This is a genomic window from Cellulosimicrobium sp. E-16, assembly GCF_049913115.1.
In the GTDB taxonomy this organism is placed as follows: domain Bacteria; phylum Actinomycetota; class Actinomycetes; order Actinomycetales; family Cellulomonadaceae; genus Cellulosimicrobium.
Window position 1 is genome coordinate 1,120,334 of sequence record NZ_CP183974.1, and the last position, 22,628, is coordinate 1,142,961.

A 22,628-nucleotide genomic window follows, 5' to 3' on the forward strand; every position below is an offset into this window, starting at 1 on the left:
CCACGAGTTTCGACATCGTTGTCGATCCGACGGAACCTGGTCATGTTTGCGCTCACATGTTAGCGTTCACACGCGCGTCCGACGGCGGACCGCGACCGGCGCTGCCGCCGGGCACGACGACGAGGAGTCACCGATGACCTCACGCCACGAACCACCCCCGACGCCCGCGGAGCCCCGCGCCCGACGCCGACGCCGCTCGCTCGCGGCGTTGCTCGGGCTCGCGCTGGTCGCACCGCTCGCGCCCGTGGGCGCGGCGGCCGCCGGCCCGATGCCCGCGGTGCCCGCGCCGGTCCCTGCTGCGGCCGAGCCGACCGCGGACGGTCTCCGCCTGTGGCTCCCGCTCGACGAGACCGAGGGCACCGTCGCGCACGACGCGTCGGGCCACGACCTCGACGCCGCGCTCGTCGGCTCGGGCGGCGGCTGGCGCGCGGGGCAGGGGCTCACGTTCGGCGGTGCGAACCACGTGGACCTGCCCGACGACCTCCTGGCCGGCTACGACGCCGTGACGGTGAGCGCCGACGTGTGGGTCGACGCGTCGCTCAGCGGCAACTACTTCTTCTACACCCTCGGCAACCCGGCGGTCGGGAGCCCCCAGTCCGGCAACGGCTACCTGTTCTCGACGGGCAACGCGAACTACCGCGGGACCATCTCCGACCTCGCGTGGGGCCGTGAGCAGAACACGGCCAAGGCCCCGGCGGCCGCGCTCCAGCGCGGTGTCTGGAAGACCGTGACCTACACGCTCGGCGGCGGCACCGCGCGGCTCTACGAGGACGGCGCGCAGGTCGGGCAGAACACCGCCGTCACGATCACTCCGGGCGCGATCGGCGGCGGCAGCACGGCCGCGAACGCCCTCGGCAAGTCCGCGTACGCCGCGGACAACCTCTTCAAGGGCCGCATGAAGGACTTCCGGCTCTACGACCGCGCGCTCACCGCTCAGGAGGTCGCCGATCTCGCGTCGGCCGCCGCGCAGGACGCCGTCGCGGCCGACGCGGCCGCGCTCGACCTGGGCGACACGAGCGCCGTCGTCACCGACCTCGCGCTCCCCGCGAAGGGCGTCGGCGGCTCGGCGGTGACCTGGGCCAGCTCCGACGAGGCCGTCGTCTCCGCGAGCGGCGCGGTCACGCGCCCCGCGGGCGACGAGCCCGCCACCGCGACCCTCACCGCGACGGTGACGCTGCGCGGCGCGACCGAGACCCGCACGTTCGACGTCACGGTCCTCCCGGGCGACGGCGACCAGGCGAAGGCCGACGCAGCGGCGGCGGCGCTGGAGGTGACGAACCTCGACGACGTGCGCGGCAACCTGACCCTGCCCACCACGGGCCTGCACGGCGCGAGCGTGGCCTGGGCTGCGTCGTCGGGCACGATCACGCCCACGGGCGAGGTGACGCGACCCGCGCACGGCCAGGACACCGAGACGGTGACGCTCACCGCGACGGTGACGGTCGGCGCGGCCACCGCGACGCGCGAGCTCGAGGCCCACGTCCCCGCGCTGCCCGAGCAGGAGGAGCTCGAGGGCTACCTGTTCTCGTACTTCGTCGGCGAGGGCACGGCGACGGGCGAGCAGGTCTACTTCGGCCTGAGCCAGGGCAACGACCCGCTGAAGTACCAGAACCTCAACGACAACCAGCCCGTCCTCACGTCGGAGCTGGGGGAGAAGGGCCTGCGGGACCCGTTCATCATCCGCTCGCCCGAGGGCGACAAGTTCTACCAGATCGCGACCGACCTCAAGATCTACGGCAACGGCAACTGGGACGCGTCCCAGCGCACGGGCTCGAAGTCGATCATGGTGTGGGAGTCCACGGACCTCGTGAACTGGACGGACCAGCGCCTGGTCAAGGTCTCGCCCGACACCGCGGGCAACACGTGGGCGCCCGAGGCGTACTACGACGAGACGATTGGCGCGTACGTCGTGTTCTGGGCATCGAAGCTCTACGCGGAGGACGACCCGGACCACACCGGCAACACCTACAACCGCATGATGTACGCGACGACGCGCGACTTCGTGACGTTCAGCGAGGCGCAGGTGTGGGTCGACCCGGGCTACTCGGTCATCGACTCGACCGTGACGCTGCACGACGGCCAGTACTACCGCTTCACCAAGGACGAGCGGAACAACACGTCGTCCACGCCGTGCTCCAAGTTCATCCTCGCGGAGAAGGCCGCTGAGCTGCGCTCGACGGACTACGACTTCATCACCGACTGCATCGGCAAGGCGAACTCGCTCGGCGGCGGGATCAACCAGGGCGAGGGCCCGACGATCTTCAAGTCGAACACCGAGGAGAAGTGGTACCTCTTCATCGACGAGTTCGGCGGCCGCGGCTACGTGCCGTTCGAGTCGACCTCGCTCGACGCGGCCGAGTGGACCATGTCCACCGACTACCAGATGCCGTCGCGCCCGCGCCACGGCACGGTGCTCCCGGTCACGCAGGCCGAGTACGACCGCCTGCTCAGCACGTACCAGCCCGACGCGTTCGTCGAGTCCGTCGACGACGTCGCGGTCACGGTGCAGACGGGCTCCGCGCCCGTGCTTCCCGCCTCCGTCACCGCGCACTACGCCGACGGCTCCACCGGCCCGGCCGACGTCACGTGGGACGCGGTCGACCCGGCGTCGTACGCGCAGGCGGGGTCGTTCGAGGTCGCCGGGTCCCTCGGCGGCGGCGTGAGCGTCCGCGCCCGCGCGGTCGTCACGGTGACCGACGACGTCGTCCCGGTCGAGGGCCTGAGCGTCACCCCCGAGTCGCTCGAGGTGGGCGTCGGCGGCACGCGGCAGCTCACCGCGACCGTCACGCCCGCCAACGCGACGGCGCGCGCGATCACGTGGGCGTCGGACGACGCCGATGTCGCCACGGTCTCGGCCGACGGCGTCGTCACGGGCGTCGGCGAGGGCCACGCGATGGTCACCGCGACCACGGCCGACGGGTCGCACACGGCGTACGTCGCGGTCGAGGTGACCACCGAGATCCCGGGCCTGGTCGTGCGGTACGCGCTCGACGAGACGAGCGGCACGTCGGCGGCGAACACCGCGCCGGGGTCGTCGTTCGGCCCCGCGACGCTCACCAACGGAGCGGCGTTCTCCGGGACCGGAGAGGGTGTGACGCTCGACGGGACGAACGACTACGTCGATCTGCCCGACCACCTGCTCGCCGGGCTGACCGACGTCACGGTCGGGCTCGACGTCAAGGTCGCGACCGACCAGGCGACGCCGTACTTCGTCTACGGCCTCGGCAACACGAGCGGCACGGCGGGCGACGGGTACCTGTTCACCACCGGCAACGCCTACCGCACGTCGATCGCGACGGGGAACTGGACGACCGAGCAGACCGTCACCAAGAACGCGAACCTGCAGCGCGGGGTGTGGAAGCACCTCACGTACACGCTGTCCGGCACGACGGCCGTGCTCTACGAGGACGGCGTCGAGGTGGGCCGCCAGACCGGCGTCACGATCGACCCGAAGGACATCGGCGACGGCTCGACGCTCGCCAACTACATCGGCCGCTCGCTGTACTCGGGCGACCGCTACCTCAAGGGCTCGGTGCGCGACTTCCGGATCTACGACCGCGCGCTCACGGCCGACGAGGTGTACCAGGTCGGGGCCGACCACACGGCGGTCACCGGGGCGGAGCTCGACGCGCTCAAGGTGCCGGCGATCGTCGACGGCGCCAGCTCGACCGTCACCCTCCCCGTCGTGCCGGGTACGGACGTCGCGGCGCTCGCGCCGGTGCTCACCGTGTCGCCGCGCGCGACGGTGACGCCCGCGAACGGCTCGGTGCAGGACCTCACGCAGCCCGTGGAGTACACCGTGACCGGCCCCGACGGGTCGTCGCGCACGTGGACGGTCCAGGCGAAGGAGATGGGCAGCCCCGTGCTCCCCGGGAAGTACGCGGACCCGAACATCGCGCAGTTCGGCGACACGTTCTACCTCTACGCCACGACCGACGGGACGCCGGGCTGGGGCGGCAAGGACTTCTACGTCTGGAAGTCCACCGACCTCGTGACGTGGGAGCGCTCGGAGCAGCCGTTCCTCACGCTCGACGGCGCGAACGGGAACGTCCCCTGGGCGACCGGCAACGCGTGGGCGCCCACGATCATCGAGCGGGACGGGAAGTACTACTTCTACTTCTCCGGCCACAACCCGACGTACAACCGCAAGACGATCGGCGTCGCGGTGGCCGACAGCCCCGAGGGTCCGTTCACCGCGCAGCCGACGGCGATGATCACCAACGGCGAGGCGGTCACGTCCGGCCAGGCCATCGACCCGGCGGCCTTCCGCGACCCGGAGACCGGGAAGCACTGGCTCCTGTGGGGCAACGGCGGCCCGTCGAACGGGCCGGTCATGGCGGAGCTGGGCGGCGACATGACGTCGATCAAGCAGGACACGCTGCGGCGCATCCCCGGCCTGACCGACTTCCGCGAGGGCCTGTTCCTCAACTACCGGGACGGCGCCTACCACCTCACGTACTCGATCGACGACACGGGCTCGGAGAACTACCGCGTCGGCTACGCGACGTCGGACAGCATCGACGGACCGTGGACGTATCGCGGCGTGATCCTCGAGAAGGACGCCTCGCAGGGCATCCTCGGGACCGGGCACAGCTCGATCCTCAACGTCGAGGGCACGGACGACTGGTACGTCGCGTACCACCGGTTCGCCATCCCCGGCGGCAACGGGACCAACCGCGAGACGACGATCGACCGCCTCACGTTCGGCGACGACGGCCTCATCCAGAAGGTCGTGCCGACGCTCGAGAGCGTGGACCCGGTCGACGTGTCGCCCGCCCCGGCGGTCGAGCTGACGGTCGAGGCCACCCCCCGGTGCCTCGCGGGCAAGGTCTACGTCGCGGTGCGGGCGACGAACGCGGGCGACGTGCCCGCCGACGTCACCCTCACGACGCCGTACGGCACGAAGACGTTCACGGGCGTGGCCCCGGGGGCGAACGCCTACCAGTCGTTCGCGACGCGGACGACGTCGATCCCCGCGGGCACCGTGACGGTCACCGGCACGGCGGTGCTCGACGGCGCCCCGACCACGACGCCCTACGACGTCGCGTTCGACGCCCACACCTGCGGCTGACGCCGCCGCGCCGAGGTAGAGCCGCAGGTCGCGAGGTAGAGCTCCCGGAGCTCTACCTCGCGGCCGCGGGTTCTCTCTCGCGAGCACGACCTGCATCTCGACGAGGAGAGGAACACATGGAACGGACACACCGAGCACGCTCGGCGCTCGCCGCCGGGCTCGTGGGGGCGCTCGCCGTCTCCACGCTCGCCACCGCGGTCGCCGCACCCGCGGCCGCAGACGTCGGCGGGCCCACCGACGCCGGGCTCGTCGCCTGGTACCCGCTCGACGCCGCGAGCACGGCCGGCGGCACGACGGCGAACCTGGCCGAGGGCTCGACCTTCGGCCCGGCCACCGTGGTGGGCGGGACGGCGACCGCCGACGGCACGACGCTCGACGGGACCGACGACTACGTCGACCTGCCCGACCACCTGCTCGCCGGACTCACCGACGTCACCGTGAGCCTCGACGTGCTCGTGAGCCAGGACCAGGGCACGCCGTACTTCGTCTACGGGCTCGGCAACACGAGCGGGTCGAACGGCAACGGCTACCTGTTCACCACCGGCAACGCCTACCGGACGTCGATCGCCACCGGGAACTGGTCCACCGAGCAGACCGTGACCAAGGGCTCCAACCTGCAGCGCGGCGTCTGGAAGACCCTCACGTACACGCTCACTGGCACGACCGCGACGCTCTACGAGGACGGCGTGCAGGTCAAGCAGGCCACGAACGTCACGACCGACCCCGGCCAGATCGGCGGCGGGCAGACGACCGCGAACTACGTCGGCCGCTCCCTCTACTCCGGCGACCGCTACCTCAAGGGCCAGGTGCGCGACTTCCGCCTCTACGACCGCGCGCTCACCGCGGCCGAGGCGGGCGAGCTCGCCGCCGGGACCTCCACGGCCGCCGCGGACGCCGACCTCGCCGCGCTCGACCTCGGCGACACGAGCGCGGTCACCGCGGACCTCGTGCTGCCCACCACGGGCGCGCAGGGGTCTCTCGTCACGTGGACGTCGTCCGACGCGGGTGTCGTCAGCGCCGCGGGGAAGGTCACCCGGCCCGCCGCGGGCGAGGACGACGCGACCGTGACGCTCACCGCGCTCGTCACGCGCGGCGCCGTCGCGCGCACCGCGCAGCTCGACGTCACGGTCCTCGCGCACCTCGCGCCCGCCGAGGCCGTCGCGTGGGACGCGAGCCACGCCGTCGTGCCGCACCTCGACGACGTGCGCGGCAACCTCACGCTGCCCACGGACGGCGCGAACGACTCCACGCTCACGTGGGAGAGCTCCGACCCGTCGACGGTCTCGGCCACGGGAGAGGTGACGCGGCCCGCCCACGGCGAGCCGGCCGCCGTCGTGCGGCTCACCGTGACGGCGACCAAGGACGGCGCGACCGCGACCCACACGTACGACGCCACGGTCCGCCCGCTGCCCGCCGAGGCCGACTACGAGGGCTACTTCTTCCCGTACTTCGAGGGCGAGAGCACCGCGGACGGCGAGTCGGTCTACTTCAGCGCGAGCAACGGGAACGACCCGCTCGACTGGGTCGAGCTCAACGACGGCGAGCCCGTGCTCACCTCGACGCTCGGGGAGAAGGGTCTGCGCGACCCGTTCATCATCCGCTCGCCCGAGGGCGACCGGTTCTTCCTCCTCGCGACCGACCTGCGCATCTACGGCGGCAACAACTTCGGCAACGCGCAGGAGCGCGGGTCGCGCGCCCTGATGATCTGGGAGTCGACCGACCTCGTGCACTGGTCCGAGCAGCGCATGGTCACGGTGTCGAGCGCGTACGCGGGCAACACGTGGGCGCCCGAGGCGTTCTGGGACGCGCAGCGCGGCGAGTACATCGTGTACTGGGCCTCGGCCCTCTACCCGACGACGTCGACCGACGGCCGCCGCATCGCCGACTCCTACCAGCGCATGATGTACGCGACGACGCGCGACTTCGTCACGTTCTCCGAGCCGCAGGTGTGGGTCGACGAGAAGCGCGGCAACGGGCTCGGGATGATCGACTCGTCGATCGTCGAGCACGAGGGCACCTACTACCGGTTCACCAAGGACGAGGCGTACATGATCCCGCGCCTCGAGAAGTCGACCGACCTGCGCTCGACCGACTGGGACCTCGTCGCCGAGAAGATCGGCTACGGCCAGCCCAACCCGTGGGGCGGCACGCTCACCGCGGGCGAGGGGCCGACCGTCTTCAAGTCGAACACCGAGGAGAAGTGGTACCTCTTCGTCGACCAGCCGAGCTACCACGGCGGTCAGGGCTACCTGCCGCTCGAGTCCACCGACCTCGACTCGGGCGTGTGGACGTCCGTCGACGCCCACCTGCCGAGCAGCCCCCGGCACGGCACGGTCCTGCCGATCACGGCCGCCGAGCACGCCGCGCTGCTCGCGGCCTACGGCGAGCAGCCCCCGGCGCCCGAGCTCGACCTCGCGGTCGAGGTCACGCCGCGCTGCCTCGCCGGCAAGGCGTACGTCGCCGTCCGCGCGACGAACGGCGAGGACGTCCCCGTCACCGTGACGCTCACGACGCCATACGGCGAGAAGGCGTTCGCCGACGTCGCGCCGGGCAAGAACGCCTACCAGTCGTTCGCCGCCCGCGCGACGGCGGTCCCGGCCGGGACCGTCACGGTGACCGGCGTCGCGACCCTCGACGGGAAGGAGGTGACGACCACGCGCGAGGCGCCGGTCGACGCGCTCGACTGCGCCTGACACCCGCGAGGTCGCACCCCGCCGGGGTAGAGGCGAGGTACCGCGAGGGAGAGGCGTGGTCACGACCACGCCTCTCCCTCGACGGACCAGAGCCCTACCTCGGCGACGTGGCGGCCGGCGGAACCAGCACGAGCGTCGGACGCGGGGCTTCCCTCCTTGCCGCCGACGACGCTTCCACCACTCGACGACGAGTGAGAAGGAGCGACAGCTCATGCACGTGCACGACTCCAGCTATTCGCGGCGGGCCGTCCTGCGGCTCGGGGCGCTGGCCGCCGGGGCGACCGGCGCCGTCGCGCTCGCGGGCGGCGGCAGCGCGCTCGCCGCGCCCTCCGTCCCGGCGTTGACGGTCCCGAGCGGACCGCCCGTCAGCCGGGCCTTCCTGCGGTCCCTCGACCGCTCGGTGACCCTCGACGGCTGGGCCGCCGAGCCGTTCCCGATGTCCGACGTGACGCTCGCCCCGAGCGTCGCGACGCGCTCGCAGGACCAGATCCTGCACCTCGCGCGCGAGTACCCCGTGGACCGCGTCCTCGCCGTGTTCCGACGCAACGCGGGGCTCGACACGAAGGGCGCGTCCGCGCCCGGCGGCTGGGAGGGCTTCGGCCACGCCAACGAGCAGCCGTGGGGCCCCGACGACTACCCCGGCCGCGCCAGCACCCAGACCGCGAACCTCCTGCGCGGGCACTACGGCGGGCACTTCCTGTCCATGGTGTCCCTGGCGTACGCGAGCACCGGCGAGACGGTGTTCCGCGACAAGGTGGACCAGATCGTCGCAGGGCTCGGCGAGGTCCAGACGGCGCTCGCGGCCATGGGCCGGTTCAGCCACCCGGGGTTCCTCGCCGCCTACGGCGAGTGGCAGTTCAGCCAGCTCGAGAAGTACGCGCCGTACGGCGAGATCTGGGCGCCGTACTACACGTGCCACAAGATCATGGCCGGGCTGCTCGAGGCCTACCGCCTCGCGGGGAGCGACCAGGCGCTCGAGCTCGCGTCGTCCATGGCGGCGTGGGTGCACAGCCGGCTGTCGGTGCTGCCGCAGGCGCAGCTCGACCGGATGTGGGGCATCTACATCGCGGGCGAGTACGGCGGCATGAACGAGGTGCTCGCCGACATCGCGTCGATCACGGGCGACGACACCTACGTCGCCACCGCGAAGTTGTTCGACCTCAACACGCTCGTCGACGCGAGCGCCGCGGGCACGGACACGCTCAACGGCAAGCACGCGAACCAGCACATCCCGCAGTTCCCCGGGTACCTCAAGGTGTACGACCTCACGGGCGAGGAGCGGTACCGCCAGGCCGTCGAGGGCTTCTGGGACATGGTCGTGCCCGGGCGCACCTACGCGCACGGCGGGCACGGGGAGGGCGAGCTGTTCGGCCCGCCCCACACGGTCGCGGGCGACATCGGCGCGCGCAACGCCGAGACGTGCGGCACGTACAACATGCTCAAGCTCTCGCGCCTGCTGTACTTCCACTCGCTCGACCCGAAGTACATGGAGTACTACGAGCGGGGGCTGCTCAACCACGTCGTCGGCTCGAAGAAGAACACGCAGTCCACGACGAGCCCCGACGTGACGTACATGTACGGCGTCAACCCGGGCACGCGCCGCGAGTACGGCAACACCGGCACGTGCTGCGGCGGCACCGGGCTCGAGAACCACGTGAAGTACCGCGACTCGGTCTACTTCCGCTCGGTCGACGGCGAGGTGCTGTACGTCAACCTCTACCTCGCGTCCACCCTGACGTGGGAGGAGAAGGGCTTCGAGGTCGTCCAGGAGACGCAGTACCCGAAGGTCGGCGCGACCCGCCTCACGGTGACCGGCTCCGGGCAGCTCGACCTGCGGCTACGCGTGCCCGGCTGGGTGCGGAAGGGCTTCACGGTGACGGTCAACGGGGTGGAGCAGGAGCTCGACGCCGTGCCGGGGACGTACGTGAGCGTCTCGCGCTCGTGGTCGCCCGGAGACGTCGTCGAGGTGGCGATGCCGCTGAGCATCCGCGCCGTGCCGACGATCGACAACCCCGCGATCCAGAGCATCGAGAACGGGCCGACCGTCCTGCTCGCGCGCAGCGCGTCGCGCGAGTACCTCAAGCTGTCGCTCTACGCCCACATGGGCCTCGACGGCACGCTCGAGGGCGCGTTCACGGACCTCGGGAACGGGTACTTCCGCCTCGGGGACCTCACGTTCGAGCCCGCGTGGTCGGGCGACGACACGCAGTACCACATGTACGTCGAGCGCTCCGAGCCGCGCGTGGTCTTCGCGGGGCTCGACAGCGGCGTGGCCAACGCCGCGCGGCCCAACGGGACGACGTTCCTCGACGTCGTGTGGGGCGACGGCGGCTTCGCCGACCGCGCCGCGTTCCTCCAGAAGGTCCAGCGCACGGTCGAGCAGTTCACCGCGGACGGCCTCCTGAGCCGCCGCGACGGTCAGAAGGTCCTGGTCACGGCAGGGAAGGCGAGGCTGGCATGAGCGCGCGCACCAACTCATCGCGGGGTGCGGGCTCGACCGTCCTCCTCCCGCTCGGGGACCGGCCGCCGGCGCCGCGGGCCCGACGGCGCGTGGTCGCCACCGCGACCGCGCTCGCCCTGGCCCTCACGGGCGCGGGAGTCGGGGCGTGGGCCGCGACCTCCGGCCCCGGCGGCGAGATCCTGGCGGCGGCCGACGAGGCGCCGTCGAACGTCGCGCTGATCGGCACGCCCGAGGCGAGCTACACCGCGTCGTGGAACAAGGTCGAGGCCGTGAACGACGGCGCCGGCGTGAGCACCGGGGGAGCGCACGACGCGACCTGGGCGACGTGGAGCGGGGACCGCCCCGCGACGCAGTGGCTCGAGTACTCCTGGCCCGCGCCGGTGACGGTGGACCGCTCCGTCGTCCGGTTCTGGTCGGACGGCACCGACGCGAACGGCGACAACGTGCGCGTCCCGGCGTCCTGGAAGCTCCAGTACTGGGACGCGGACGCCGGCGCGTTCGTCGACGTCCCCAACCCGAGCGGCTACCCGACCGACCGCCTCGCGACCAACGAGACGACGTTCGACGCGGTCACCACGACGCGTCTGCGGGCGACGTTCGACGCGCTGCGGGGGACCACGGCGACGACGTACTCGGCCGTCGGGGTGTCCGAGTGGGAGGTCTGGGGAACGGGCGGGGTCGAGGAGCCCGAGCCGGTCGACCCGAACGGTCCGATCGACTACTCGCCGGTCCACATCCCCACGGACGTCGGCGTCCTGCCCGACCTCCCGGCCGAGATCGACGCGATCTTCACCGACGGTCGCGTCGAGACGGTCGCGGTCGACTGGGAGGACGTCACTGCCGAGGACGTCGCCGCGGCGGGGGCGTTCGAGGTCAGCGGGACGTCGGACGCGCTCGTCGAGCCGGTGACCGGCACGGTGCACGTGCGCGACGGCGAGCCGGGCGCGATCACGGCGGTCGACCACGTGAGCGTCGTGACGCTCGCGGGCACGGCCCCGGCGCTGCCCGCGACCGTCACCGCCGAGTACGAGGACGCGTCGAAGGACAGCCGCGTCCCCGTGGCCTGGGACGCCGTCGACCCGGCGGACTTCGCCGAGCCCGACGGGCTGTTCTTCGTCGACGGCGACGTCGAGGGGACGGACGTGCCCGCCGAGGCCGTGGTGTTCGTCGTCGCGCCCGACTCCGGCGAGGACACGACGCCGCCCACGGTGACCGTGTCCGCGCAGCCCGGCCCGGCGACGTCGGGCTGGTACGTGCAGCACCCGACCGTCACGGTCGTGGCGTCCGACAACCGCGACCCCGCCCCGGCGGTCGAGGTCTCGGTCGACGGCGGCGCGTGGTCCGCGTACGCCGGGCCGTTCGCGGTCGACGAGGACGGCGTGCGCACCGTCGAGGCGCGCGCGACGGACTCGGCGGGCAACGTCGGCACGGGCTCGCGCGAGCTCCGCGTCGACTCGGTCGCGCCGGTGACGGTCGCGACGCTGCGCGAGGTCGGCAGCAGCGTCGAGATCACGCTCGCGGCGACGGACGCGGGCTCGGGCGTGGACAAGGTCCAGTGGGAGGGTCCCGGCACGTTCTGGGGCACCTACACCGAGCCGTTCACGCGCGCGCTCACCGACGAGCCGCAGGTCATCGAGTTCGCCGCGACCGACGCGGCGGGCAACGAGGAGGTCCGCCAGCAGGTCGTCCTGCCCGCGCTCGGCGACGAGCCGGAGCTCGACCTCGTGATCGAGGTCTCGCCGCGCTGCCTCGCGGGCAAGGCGTACGTCGCCGTCCGGGCGACGAACGGCGAGGACGTCCCGGTCTCGGTGACGCTCGCGACGCCGTTCGGGCAGAAGGCGTTCGCGGACGTGGCGCCGGGCAAGAGCGCGTACCAGTCGTTCGCGACGCGCGCGACGTCGGCCCCGGCCGGCACGGCGACCGTCACGGCCACCGCCCTTGTCGGCGGGGAGGAGGTGACCACCACGGTCGACGCGCCGTTCGACGCGCTCGACTGCGGCTGACCCGTCGTCCCACCTCGCCGAGGGAGAGCCCCGGCGCCAGGGCGGGCGACCACAGACCCCCGGGCGGTGTGCCGGCACCGCCCGGGTCCGGCTCGGCCCTCGTCGCTCCTCGGAGCGGCGGGGGCCGAGCCTCGTGCTGCCCGGGGTCCGGCCGGCGGCGGGCGGGTGAACAACCTGGACGCGTGTTCAGTTCAGGCGTCCAAGATGGCAAGATGATCGCGGCTGGACGCTCGTCCAGCCGGGTTCGGGGGGACCCAGCAGCGCCCACCCCGGGCCGGACGAAGAGGTTCATCGCGTGACGACCACCCGCAGGCTGCTCGCCGCCCTCGTGATCGCCGGCTCCCTCCTCGTCCCCGCCGGAGCGGCCTCGGCCGCCGCCCTCGCCGCCACGTCCCCGGACCCGGCCGACGGCGTGCGCGTGAGCGTCGAGATCACCGAGCGCGAGGTGCCCGCCGTGCCGCGGGTCGTCGTCGTGGGCGAGGGCCCGTTCGTCGTCGGCGGCGAGCTCGTGGTCCGCGGCAGCGGCCTCGCGCCGCACACGACCTACGAGGTCTGGCTCGAGAGCGAGCCCGTGCTGCTCGGCACGGTCACGACCGACGCCGACGGCGCGTTCGAGCTCGTGACGACGATCCCGGTCGGGACGGCCCCGGGCGAGCACCACGTCCGCCTCGTCGCCCCGGGCGCCGGCGCCGACGTGCTGTCCGAGCCGTTCGTCGTCCTCGCCGCGCCGGGCGAGCCCCAGGAGCCGGGCGGCACGCCGTCCACCGGCACGGGCGGGACGGGCGGCGGCGGGACGTCGGCGTCCCCGCGCCCGGGCGGGCTCGCCACGACCGGCACCGGGCTCGTCGGGGCCGCCGTCCTCGCGGGGGTGGCCGTCGCGGCTGGTGCCGTGCTGCGCCGTCGGGCGCACAGGGGCCGGCCCGCCGCCTGACCACGGCCGGGGCAGAGGGTCCGCGCGACGAGGCGGTGTGGACGCGGTTCAGTCCTCGGCGACAGGGTCCGCCGCGGGCTCGGCCTCCTGGTCCCCGACGCCCGCACGCTCGTCGGCGGCACGCTCCGCCGCGTCCATCGCGCGGTCGTCCACGACGAGCATGCCCAGCAGCGTCGCCGCGGACACCGCCGCCATGACGACGAACACGCTCCGCAGCCCGAACACCTCGCCGAGCAGGCCGCCGACCGCCGCGCCGAGTGGCATCGTCCCCCACGCGACGAGCCGGTAGCAGGAGTTGAGGCGACCGAGCAGCGCGTCGGGCGTGATCCGCTGCCGGAGCGAGACGGTGACGACGTTCCACACGGCGATCCCCGCGCCGCCCACGGCGTAGACGGCGCCGATCACCCACGCGTTCGTCGTCACCGCGGGGATCCCCACCAGCGCGACCGTGCTGAGCACGGTCAGCGCGAGCGAGCGCGCCCGGCCGACGAGCGCGACGACGCGCTCCGCGACGAACGAGCCCGCGAACGCGCCGACCGCGGTCGTCGTGAGCAGCACGCCGTACGCGGGCTCGGAGAGCCCGAGGGGCGAGTCGGGGCCGACGGCGTAGAGCACGAAGATCGCGAACGCGGCGTTGCTCGCGAAGTTGATCCCGCCGACCATGAGGGCGAGCGTGCGCAGGATCCGGTCGTGCCACAGGAAGCGCAGGCCCTCGCCGATGTCGGCCCGGAGCGTCGTGCGGGTCGTGCGCTCGGGACGGTACGCGCCGGGCAGGCCGACGAGGAGCCCGACGGCGAGCGCCCAGAGCGCGCCCGGGAGCCCGAACGCCACGGCCGCCCCCGCCGCGACGAGCAGCCCGCCGAGCGGAGGCCCGACGAACTGGTTGGCGGTGAGCTCCGCCGCGTACAGCCGCCCGTTGGCCCGGGGGAGCGCGGTGCGCGGGACGACCTGCGGCAGGATCGACTGGGCCGCGGTGTCGTAGAGCGTCTCCGTGACGCCGACGCCGAACGCGACGACGTAGAGCGCGGCGATGCTCCCGGCGTCGGGCACGAGCGCGACGGCGGCGAGCGCGACCACGAGCAGCGCCCGCGCCACGTTGGCGCCGATCATCGCGTGGCGGCGGTCGAGGCGGTCGGCGAGCGCGCCCGCGGGCAGCGCGAAGAGGAGCCAGGGCAGGGTGAGGGCGAACGTCAGCCCGGCGACGAGCGCGGGGGAGTCGGTGTACCGGACCGCGACGAGCGGCAGCGCGACCTTGAGCACGCCGTCGGCGAGGTTGGACACCGCGGACGCCGTCCAGAGGCGCTGGAACGGCGCTCCCAGGGGCGTGCCGGCCGGGCGTCGTCGGCGGGGTGCGGAGGCCATGACGCCCAGCATGGCACAGTGATTGAGAAATCCCAATCGATCGGTCGATCTCAATCGATCGACGTACGATGGATGTCATGAGCGCCGAGCCCACGCCCCAGGTCCCTGTAACCGGCCCCGGCGCGACGACGCCCGGGGTGCCCGGACGGCGGCCTCCCACGGCGCTCGAGGCCAAGGCGCTCGCCCACCCCCTGCGCCAGCGCATCGTCCGGCAGTGCGGCACGCGCGAGATGACCAACAAGGAGCTCGCCGACCACCTCGGCGTCGCGCCCGGCACGGCCCTCCACCACGTCCGGCTCCTCGTCCGCGCGGGCCTGCTCGAGCCCGCGGAGGTGCGGACCGGTGCCGGGGGAGCGCTCGAGCGCCCCTACCGCGCGACCGGCGCGACCTGGTGGCTCGACGACCCCCTGCGCGGCACCGCCCCCGACGTCCGGTTCGGCCCCGTCGCCGCCGCGCTCGACGACGCCCTCGCCGCCGGTCCCGACGCCGTCACGACTTCTGCCGCGTTCCGCCTCCACCTCTCCGACGACGACGTCGCCGAGCTCGACCGGCGCATCCTCGCCGTCCTCGACGAGTACGTGGCGACGGACGACCAACGCCTCGACCGCCCCCTCCACCGCGGGCTGTTCCTCCTGCACCGCCCGTCGTCCTGACCGTCCTGACCGTCCTGACCGTCCGGTCGGTCCCGTCAGGGGCGGGCGGCGAAGCGTTCCAGGAGGTCGGCGTGACCCGAGACGATGAGGAGGTCGTTCGCGCTGATGCGGGTCTCGGGGGTCGCGTAGAGGAACTCCTCGCCGGGTGACTTCACGCCGATGACGGTGACGCCGTAGCGCTCGCGGACCTTGGACTGCGCGAGCGTGAAGCCCTGGACCTCGCGGGGCGGGCGCATCTTGACGATGGTGAACCCGTCCTCGACCTCGATGTAGTCGAGGAGCTTGCCGGAGACCAGGTGCGCGACGCGGGATCCGGCGTCGGCCTCGGGGAACACGACGTGGTGCGCGCCGATGCGCTGGAGGATGCGCCCGTGCTCGGCGGAGATGGCCTTGGCCCAGATCTGGGGCGTGCCCATGTCGACGAGGTTGCCCGTGATGAGGACGCTCGCCTCGAGCGACGTGCCCACGCCGACGACGGCGACGGGGAAGTCGCGCGCGCCGAGCTGCTCGAGCGCGACGGGGTTGGACGCGTCCGCCTCGACGAGGGGGAGCTGCCCGCTCCACTGGGCGACGAGGTCGGGGTCGCGCTCGACGGCGAGCACGTCCTGGCCGAGCCGGTCGAGCGTCGCGGCGATGGCCGTCCCGAAGCGTCCGAGGCCGACGACGAGCACGCCCGCGTCCTTGCGCGGTGCCTTCGCCTCGTCGCGGCGGGAGCGCTCGGCGCGTCCGCGCTCGACGATGCGCCGCGCGACGGGGTCTGCCGACAGGGCGTCCTTCCCGGTCGCCGGCGCGGCGCTCGGGTCGGCGCCGCGGGAGAAGGGGTCGGTCACGGTGGGGCCTTTCGTGTGGTCGTGGAGGGGTGGTGGCGGTGCCCGACGGCGTGCGCCGCGGCGGGCGGGTCGCTCACCCGATGATGGGGCGTTCCTCGGGGTAGCGCACGATGCGGCGACGGTCGCGCAGAGCCAGCGCCGCGGCGAACGTCATGGTGCCCGTGCGGCCGACGAACATGAGCGCGACGAGCACGTACTTGCCCGCGTCGGGGAGGTCGGGCGTGATGCCGGTGCTGAGGCCGACCGTCGCGAACGCGGAGATCGTCTCGAAGAGGATGACGTCGAGCGTCTCGCCCGTGATCTCCAGCAGGAGGAGGCTCGACAGGAGCACCGCGGTCGCACCGACGAACGACACGGCGACGGCGAGCCGCAGGGTCTCGCGCGGGATGCGGCGCCCGAAGGCCTCCATGTCCCGGTCACCGCGCGCCTCGGACACGATCGCGATGAGCATGACGGCGAGCGTCGTGACCTTGATGCCGCCCGCGGTCGACGCAGAGCCGCCGCCGACGAACATGAGGGCGTCGGTGATGAGCCAGCTCGCCTCGTGCATGCCGCCGGTGTCGACGGTGGAGAAGCCGCCCGAGCGGGGCATGACGCCCGCGAAGAGCGAGGCGAGGAGCTTCTCCCCGAACGCGAGCGGGCCGAGCGTGCGCTGGTTCGTCCACTCGACGGCCGCGAAGAGGACCGTGCCGACGACGACGAGGGCGGCGCTCGTGGTGAGCGTGAGCTTGGTGTGCAGGCTCCACTTCGTCACGCGCTTGCGGTTGCGCATCACGTTGAGGATCACGGGGAAGCCGAGGGAGCCGATGAACACGCCGAGGATGATCGGCAGGCACAGCATCCAGTCGCCCACGTAGGGCGCGAGCCCCTGCTCGGTGGGGATGAAGCCCGCGTTGTTGAACGCCGAGATGCCGTAGAAGATCCCGTGCCAGGCGGCCTCCCCGAACGTCTCCTCGAGGACGATGAAGCGGGGCAGGAGGAGCAGCGCGATGAGCAGCTCGAGCGACGTCGACGTGATGATGACGACCCGCACGAGCGAGCCGACCTCGCCGAGCCGCGTCGTCTTGGTCTCGGACGCCGTGAGGAGCTTCTGCGTGAGGCCGATGCGTCGCGACACGGCCATGCCGAGGATCGACGCGAGCGTCATCACGCCCAGGCCGCCGATCTTGATGCCGAGCAGGATGACGACCTGCCCGTACGTCGACCAGTACGTCCCGGTCGGGACGACGACGAGTCCCGTGACGCACACGGCGGACGTCGCGGTGAACAGCGCGTCGACGAAGGGCGCGGCCCGTCCGCTCGCGGTCGCCCAGGGCGCCATGAGGAGCGCGGTGAAGAGGGCGATGACCGCGGCGAAGACCGTGACGGCGAGGCGTGCGGGCGACTGCCGGGCGAGGCGGTCGACGATCTCCCGCCCCTTGAACAGGCGCCCGGTCATGCTCGTCGGCATGGAGCCTCCCTCACCACTCGCGCCACTCTGCCACGGGCCCGGTGACCCGTCATGTCGCCGCTCCGGCGCCGGGACATCATGCCGCTTCCGGCGCCCGGGCGCCGCACCGGGGTCCGGCGACCGGTCCGTCGGGACGGGTGCGCGCCGTCGGGCGTTACCGTGAGCCATGCCCACGACCGACCCCACGTCGTCGCCCGCCCCCACCGGTGCGGGCGCCGCGGCGCCCGGATCCTGCGTCGTGTGGAGCCCCGAGCTCCTCGGCTACGACTTCGGCCACGGCCACCCCATGGCCCCGGCCCGGCTCGACCTGACGATGGGCCTGGTGCGGGCGCTCGGTCTGCTCGACGGCGACGCGGCGCCTGCGGTCCTGCGACCCGAGCCCGCGAGCGACGAGGTGCTGGAGCTCGTGCACGGCCCCGAGTACGTCGCGGCGGTGCGCGCGGCGTCCGAGCGCGGGACGCCCGACCCGGCCCGGGGGCTCGGCACCGAGGACGACCCCGTCTTCCCGGGGATGCACGAGGCCGCCGCCCGGATCGTCGGGGGCTCGTACGAGGCGGCGGGGGAGATCGCCGCCGGCCGCGTCGGGCACGCGGTGAACGTCGCGGGGGGCATGCACCACGCGAAGGCGGGCGCGGCGTCGGGCTTCTGCGTCTACAACGACGCGGCGGTCGCGATCCGCCGCCTGCTCGACGACGGCGTCGCGCGCGTCGCCTACGTGGACCTCGACGCGCACCACGGCGACGGCGTGGAGGAGGCGTTCTGGGACGACCCGCGCGTGCTCACGGTGTCCGTCCACCAGAGCGGCGCGACGCTCTTCCCGGGGACGGGTCACCCGACCGACGTCGGGGGCGCGGGGGCCGAGGGGACCGCGGTGAACGTCGCGCTCCCGCGCCGCACCGACGGCGCCCGCTGGCTCCGCGCCGTCGACGCCGTCGTGCCGCCCGTGCTGCGCGCGTTCCGGCCCGGGGTCCTGGTGACCCAGCACGGGTGCGACGCGCACGGCGAGGACCCGCTGTCCGACCTCGACGTGTCCGTCGACGCGCAGCGCACCGCCCTCGGGTGGGTGCACGACCTCGCGCACGAGCTCGCCGACGGACGGTGGCTCGCGCTCGGCGGCGGCGGGTACGCGATCGCGCGCGTCGTGCCGCTCGTGTGGTCGGCCGTCGTGGGGGAGGTCGTGCACCGGCCCGTGACCGCGGGCGAGCCGCTGCCGGAGGAGTGGCGCGCGCGCGTCGCCGAGGTCGCCGGGTTCGACGCCCCGCTCGCGTTCGGCCCGCCCGTCGACGTGCGGCGCTGGAGCGGCGGCTACGACCCGGACGACGACGTCGACCGCGCCGTCGCGGCCACGCGCCGCGCCGTCTTCCCGCTCCTCGGTCTCGACCCGCACTTCGACTGACGTCGTCGCGCCGTGCGGCCGCTCACGGGAGCACCCGTGGGCCCTCCCGAGCGACGGCGTACCGGGGCACGAGCGCGAGCGGGTAGTCTAGGGGGCGGATTTCTCTCGTGTTGGTCGGCTCGCGGCGCCCTCGTGGTCGCCGGGGCGCCACGATCAACCGTGGACCACACGCGGCCGGTCGACCGGTCGCCGACCGACACGCCGCTCGAGCATTGCGAGGACCGTATGGGCTCCGTCATCAAGAAGCGCCGCAAGCGCATGGCCAAGAAGAAGCACCGCAAGCTGCTTCGCAAGACGCGTCACCAGCGTCGTAACAAGAAGTGACGTCGCGCGCGTCCTGACGCGCCGACCCGCCGTCGAGCCCGGCCCCTCCTGAGGGGACCGGGCTCGATGCGTCTCCCAGTGACCCGGGGGGTCTCCGTGGAGGAGGTCAGAGGCGGGCGATGCGGCGGTCGACGGCGCGGCGGACCGAGCGCAGGACGAGGGCGGCGGCCCAGGCGGCGCCGGCCCAGCTCGCGGTGCGTACGCTGCTGCGGGCGACACGACGGCGTCGGCCGCGGAACTCACGGATGGGCCAGCCGACGTCCTGGGCGTAGCGGCGCAGGCGCGCGTCAGGGTTGATGGGGCACGGGTGGCCGACCGTCTCCATCATCGTGACGTCGTTGAGGGAGTCGCCGTACGCGTACGAGGCGTCGAGGTCGATGTCCTCGCGCTCGGCCAGCGCGCGTACCCCGGCGGCCTTGGCGCGGCCGTGCATCATGTCGCCGACGAGACGCCCGGTGTAGAAGCCGTCCTCGTGCTCCGCGACGGTGCCGAGCGCACCGGTGGTGCCGAGGCGGCGGGCGATGAGCTCGCCGATCTCGACCGGGGTCGCGGAGACGAGCCACACCTGGTGCCCCGCGGCGAGGTGCTCGTCGAGCAGGCGGCGGGTGCCGGGGTAGATGCGCAGCGAGAGGACCGTGTCGTACACCTCCTCGCCGATCGCGGTGACCTCGGCGACGGAGCGCCCCGCGATGAGCGCGAGGGCGCGCGACCGGATGCGGTCGATCTGCTGCTTGTTCTCGCCGAACAGGAGGTAGCGCGCCTGGTGCACGGCGAAGCGCACGATGTCGAGCGTCGAGAAGAACTGCCGCTGGTACAGGGCGCGGGCGAGGTGGAACGACGACGCGCCGCGGATGATCGTGTTGTCGACGTCGAAGAACGCGGCGGTGCGGTGCGCGGGAGCGGGCGGCGTGCGTCCGGCGGCGGGTGCGTCCTCGGGGTCCGTCGACCCGGGGGTCGGGACGGGGCCCGGACCGGAAGACGTCGCCATGACCCCACTCTAGGCGGTCTCCGGACCGTCCCGGGGGCGCGTCCCTCGTACCCTGGGAGTCGTGAGCACCTCCGACGCCCCGGCCCCTCCCGTCCTCCTCTACGGCCGCGCGGGGTGCCACCTGTGCGACGACGCGCGCGCAGTCGTCGAGGCGGTGTGCGCCGAGGCGGGGGTCGCGTGGGCCGAGGTGGACGTCGACGCGCCGGACGCGGACCCGGCGCTGCGCGAGCAGTACGGCGAGTACGTCCCGGTCGTGACGGTCGGCGGCGTCCAGCAGGGTTTCTGGCGGGTCGACGCCCGCCGGCTCGCGCGCGCGGTGGGTCGGATTTCGACGGCGCGCGCGGACCTGGGATGATTCCTCCCGGTGGAGCGTGACCGTCGACGAGGACGGTCCCAGGGACGACGGGGTGACGGGTGGCTGAGCAGGTAGTCGGTGAGGTGACGGCGCCGGGTATCCCGAGCGCGACGGTGGCGCGGCTCCCGTCCTACCTGCGGGCGCTGCGGGACCTCGTGGCGCGAGGGGTGGCGACGACGTCGTCGGTCGAGCTCGCGGAGCTCTCCGGCGTGGGCCCGGCGCAGCTCCGCAAGGACCTGTCGTTCCTGGGCTCGTTCGGCACGCGCGGCGTCGGGTACGACGTGGACTCGCTCGCGCAGTACATCACCGAGGCGCTGGGGCTCGTGGACGAGCACCGCATCGCGATCGTCGGGATCGGCAACCTGGGGCACGCGCTCGCGAACTACTCGGGCTACGAGCAGCGCGGCTTCCACGTCGCGGCGCTCCTCGACGCGTCGCCGGACGTCGTCGGGACGCGGGCGGCGGGCCTCGTCGTCGAGCACGTCGACGCGCTCGAGGCGGTCGTGGAGCGCGAGAAGGTGTCGATCGTGGTCCTCGCGACGCCCGCGGCGCACGCGCAGTCCGTGGCGGACCGCGTCGTCGCTGCCGGGGTGCGCGAGATCCTCAACTTCGCGCCCCGCGCGCTGCAGGTGCCCGCGGACGTCGACGTGCGCGGCGTGGACGTCGGCAGCGAGCTCCAGATCCTCGCGTTCCACTCCCAGGCCCGCGCGCTCGCGGAGGCGCAGGACCGCTGAACGACGAGGGGCCGCGTGCTGGTGCACGCGGCCCCTCGGGCGGCACCCCTGCCGGTGGGTGCAGTGTTTCGAGGAAGGGTCCCCGGGGAAGGGTGTCCCGGGAGTCGGTCGTCAGCCCTGCTTGATGGCCGAGACGTCGAGCGCGATCTTGATCTTGTCGCCGACGAGCACGCCGCCGGTCTCGAGCGCGGCGTTCCAGGTCAGGCCGAACTCCTTGCGCGAGATCTCCGTCGTCGCCTCGAAGCCGGCGCGCGCGTTGCCGAACGGGTCGGTCGCGGTGCCCGCGAACTCGGTCTCGAGCTCGACCGGCTTGGTCACGCCGTTGATCGTCAGGTCGCCCGCCACGACGAAGTCGTCGCCGTCGCCGGAGATGCTGGTCGACGCGAAGCTCCACGTCGGCTTGTTCTCGGCGTCCCAGAAGTCCGCGCTGCGCAGGTGGTTGTCGCGGTTCGCGTCGCCCGTGCTCACGGACGCCGCGTCGAGCTCGGCGGTCACGGAGGTCGACTCGAGGTCGTCGCCCACGGTGATGGTCCCGGCCGTGATGGCGAGCGTGCCGCGCACCTTGGAGATGCCGGCGTGGCGGACCGTGAAGGCCGCCTGCGAGTGGGACGAGTCGAGGTCGTAGGTACCGGCGTTGAGCCCGGCGGGCAGCGGCGTGGCCATGGGTGCTCCTGAGGGGTCGTGGGTCCTGGAGGACCGAACTTGGTTGAAGGTTCAACTTCGTACGAGCGTATCAACAGCAGGGGGTGATCCGTCTATTCCCGGTGGGGTGGAAGAATGTTCCGCGAGGTTCCGCCCCCGAACCGCCCCCTGTCCGCGAGCGCCCGAGGACCTATGACCAGCAACGACGTCGACGCCCAGCCGACGACGACCGCCAGCACCGCCGCGACCGCGAGCGAGGAGCCGCGCTGGCTCGACGCCGAGCAGCAGCGCCTGTGGCGTGCCTACCTCGACGGGACCGTGCGGTTCATCGAGTCGCTGGGGCGTGACCACGAGGAGCGCTCGGAGGTCTCGCTCAACGAGTACGAGCTGCTCGTGCGGCTCTCGGAGAGCCCTGACCACACGCTGCGCATGTCCGCGCTCGCCGACGGGCTCGCCCGGTCCCGCAGCCGCGTCACCCACACGGTCGCGCGCATGGAGGCGCGCGGCCTGGTGCGGCGCTCGGCGAGCACGGGCGACCGTCGCGGGGTCAACTGCGCGATGACGCCCGAGGGCTACCGCGTGCTCGTGGCGTCCGCGCCGGCGCACGTGGCCGCCGTGCGCCGGTTCATGGTCGACGTGCTCACGCCGGAGCAGTTCCGCGCGCTCGGCGAGGCGATGGCCGCGGTCGCCGAGGCGTGCAAGGCGGACCGCGACTCCTGACCCGGGTCGCCCCGG

At 73.2% G+C, this 22,628-nt stretch carries 16 protein-coding genes; 11 read left to right on the forward strand and 5 right to left on the reverse strand.

Annotated elements, in window-relative coordinates:
* The first annotated feature begins 133 nt into the window (after positions 1-133).
* The 5 genes from ACN9MS_RS04890 to ACN9MS_RS04910 all read left to right on the forward strand — a co-directional run bounded on the left by ACN9MS_RS04890 (position 134) and on the right by ACN9MS_RS04910 (position 13,159).
* The gene (locus tag ACN9MS_RS04890; protein WP_426310980.1) at positions 134-5,071 is read left to right on the forward strand and encodes a family 43 glycosylhydrolase; all 4,938 of its coding nucleotides are present in this window, start codon (positions 134-136) and stop codon (positions 5,069-5,071) included.
* Between the two features lie 116 nt (positions 5,072-5,187).
* Positions 5,188-7,764, forward strand: coding sequence for an immunoglobulin-like domain-containing protein (locus ACN9MS_RS04895; RefSeq protein ID WP_426310981.1), 2,577 nt, complete (start codon positions 5,188-5,190; stop codon positions 7,762-7,764).
* Positions 7,765-7,975: 211 nt separating this feature from the next.
* Positions 7,976-10,225 (forward strand): glycoside hydrolase family 127 protein, encoded by a 2,250-nt coding sequence (locus ACN9MS_RS04900; protein ID WP_426310982.1) that lies wholly within the window; start codon positions 7,976-7,978, stop codon positions 10,223-10,225.
* Between the two features lie 89 nt (positions 10,226-10,314).
* On the forward strand, positions 10,315-12,228 hold the full coding sequence (locus tag ACN9MS_RS04905) for an Ig-like domain-containing protein (protein WP_426310983.1): 1,914 nt from the start codon (positions 10,315-10,317) through the stop codon (positions 12,226-12,228).
* Between the two features lie 295 nt (positions 12,229-12,523).
* A complete protein-coding gene (locus ACN9MS_RS04910; protein ID WP_426310984.1) occupies positions 12,524-13,159 on the forward strand; it encodes a hypothetical protein in 636 nt (211 codons plus the stop codon).
* Between the two features lie 48 nt (positions 13,160-13,207).
* On the opposite strand, the gene ACN9MS_RS04915 is transcribed toward ACN9MS_RS04910, so the two are convergent.
* Positions 13,208-14,521: an MFS transporter gene (locus ACN9MS_RS04915; RefSeq protein ID WP_426310985.1), complete on the reverse strand. Its 1,314-nt coding sequence runs from the start codon at positions 14,519-14,521 to the stop codon at positions 13,208-13,210.
* A gap of 77 nt (positions 14,522-14,598) precedes the next feature.
* Here ACN9MS_RS04915 and ACN9MS_RS04920 point away from each other — a divergent pair, with 77 nt between their 5' ends.
* Complete coding sequence (locus tag ACN9MS_RS04920; protein WP_426310986.1) at positions 14,599-15,174, forward strand: ArsR/SmtB family transcription factor; 576 nt, start codon at positions 14,599-14,601, stop codon at positions 15,172-15,174.
* Positions 15,175-15,209: 35 nt separating this feature from the next.
* Here ACN9MS_RS04920 and ACN9MS_RS04925 read toward each other — a convergent pair whose 3' ends face one another.
* Together ACN9MS_RS04925 and ACN9MS_RS04930 are read right to left on the reverse strand one after the other, a co-directional pair.
* Entirely contained in the window at positions 15,210-15,914 is a 705-nt protein-coding gene (locus ACN9MS_RS04925; protein WP_426311826.1) for a potassium channel family protein, read from the reverse strand.
* 163 nt (positions 15,915-16,077) lie between these two features.
* Positions 16,078-17,454: a TrkH family potassium uptake protein gene (locus ACN9MS_RS04930; protein WP_426310987.1), complete on the reverse strand. Its 1,377-nt coding sequence runs from the start codon at positions 17,452-17,454 to the stop codon at positions 16,078-16,080.
* Positions 17,455-17,620: 166 nt separating this feature from the next.
* Here ACN9MS_RS04930 and ACN9MS_RS04935 point away from each other — a divergent pair, with 166 nt between their 5' ends.
* Both ACN9MS_RS04935 and ACN9MS_RS04940 read left to right on the forward strand, forming a co-directional pair.
* Complete coding sequence (locus tag ACN9MS_RS04935) at positions 17,621-18,850, forward strand: acetoin utilization protein AcuC (RefSeq protein WP_426310988.1); 1,230 nt, start codon at positions 17,621-17,623, stop codon at positions 18,848-18,850.
* Between the two features lie 225 nt (positions 18,851-19,075).
* Entirely contained in the window at positions 19,076-19,174 is a 99-nt protein-coding gene (locus ACN9MS_RS04940; RefSeq protein WP_003792170.1) for a 30S ribosomal protein bS22, read from the forward strand.
* Between the two features lie 106 nt (positions 19,175-19,280).
* Here the strand turns inward: ACN9MS_RS04940 and ACN9MS_RS04945 are convergent, their stop codons facing one another.
* On the reverse strand, positions 19,281-20,162 hold the full coding sequence (locus ACN9MS_RS04945; RefSeq protein WP_426310989.1) for an HAD family hydrolase: 882 nt from the start codon (positions 20,160-20,162) through the stop codon (positions 19,281-19,283).
* Between the two features lie 61 nt (positions 20,163-20,223).
* Between ACN9MS_RS04945 and ACN9MS_RS04950 the strand changes: the two genes are divergently transcribed.
* A complete protein-coding gene (locus ACN9MS_RS04950; RefSeq protein WP_426310990.1) occupies positions 20,224-20,517 on the forward strand; it encodes a glutaredoxin family protein in 294 nt (97 codons plus the stop codon).
* Positions 20,518-20,576: 59 nt separating this feature from the next.
* Positions 20,577-21,251 (forward strand): redox-sensing transcriptional repressor Rex, encoded by a 675-nt coding sequence (locus tag ACN9MS_RS04955; RefSeq protein ID WP_426310991.1) that lies wholly within the window; start codon positions 20,577-20,579, stop codon positions 21,249-21,251.
* A gap of 111 nt (positions 21,252-21,362) precedes the next feature.
* Here the strand turns inward: ACN9MS_RS04955 and ACN9MS_RS04960 are convergent, their stop codons facing one another.
* On the reverse strand, positions 21,363-21,914 hold the full coding sequence (locus ACN9MS_RS04960) for a YceI family protein (protein ID WP_426310992.1): 552 nt from the start codon (positions 21,912-21,914) through the stop codon (positions 21,363-21,365).
* Positions 21,915-22,085: 171 nt separating this feature from the next.
* On the opposite strand from ACN9MS_RS04960, the gene ACN9MS_RS04965 reads away from it, so the two are divergent.
* Positions 22,086-22,613, forward strand: coding sequence for a MarR family winged helix-turn-helix transcriptional regulator (locus ACN9MS_RS04965; protein WP_141389579.1), 528 nt, complete (start codon positions 22,086-22,088; stop codon positions 22,611-22,613).
* The last annotated feature ends 15 nt before the right edge of the window (positions 22,614-22,628 follow it).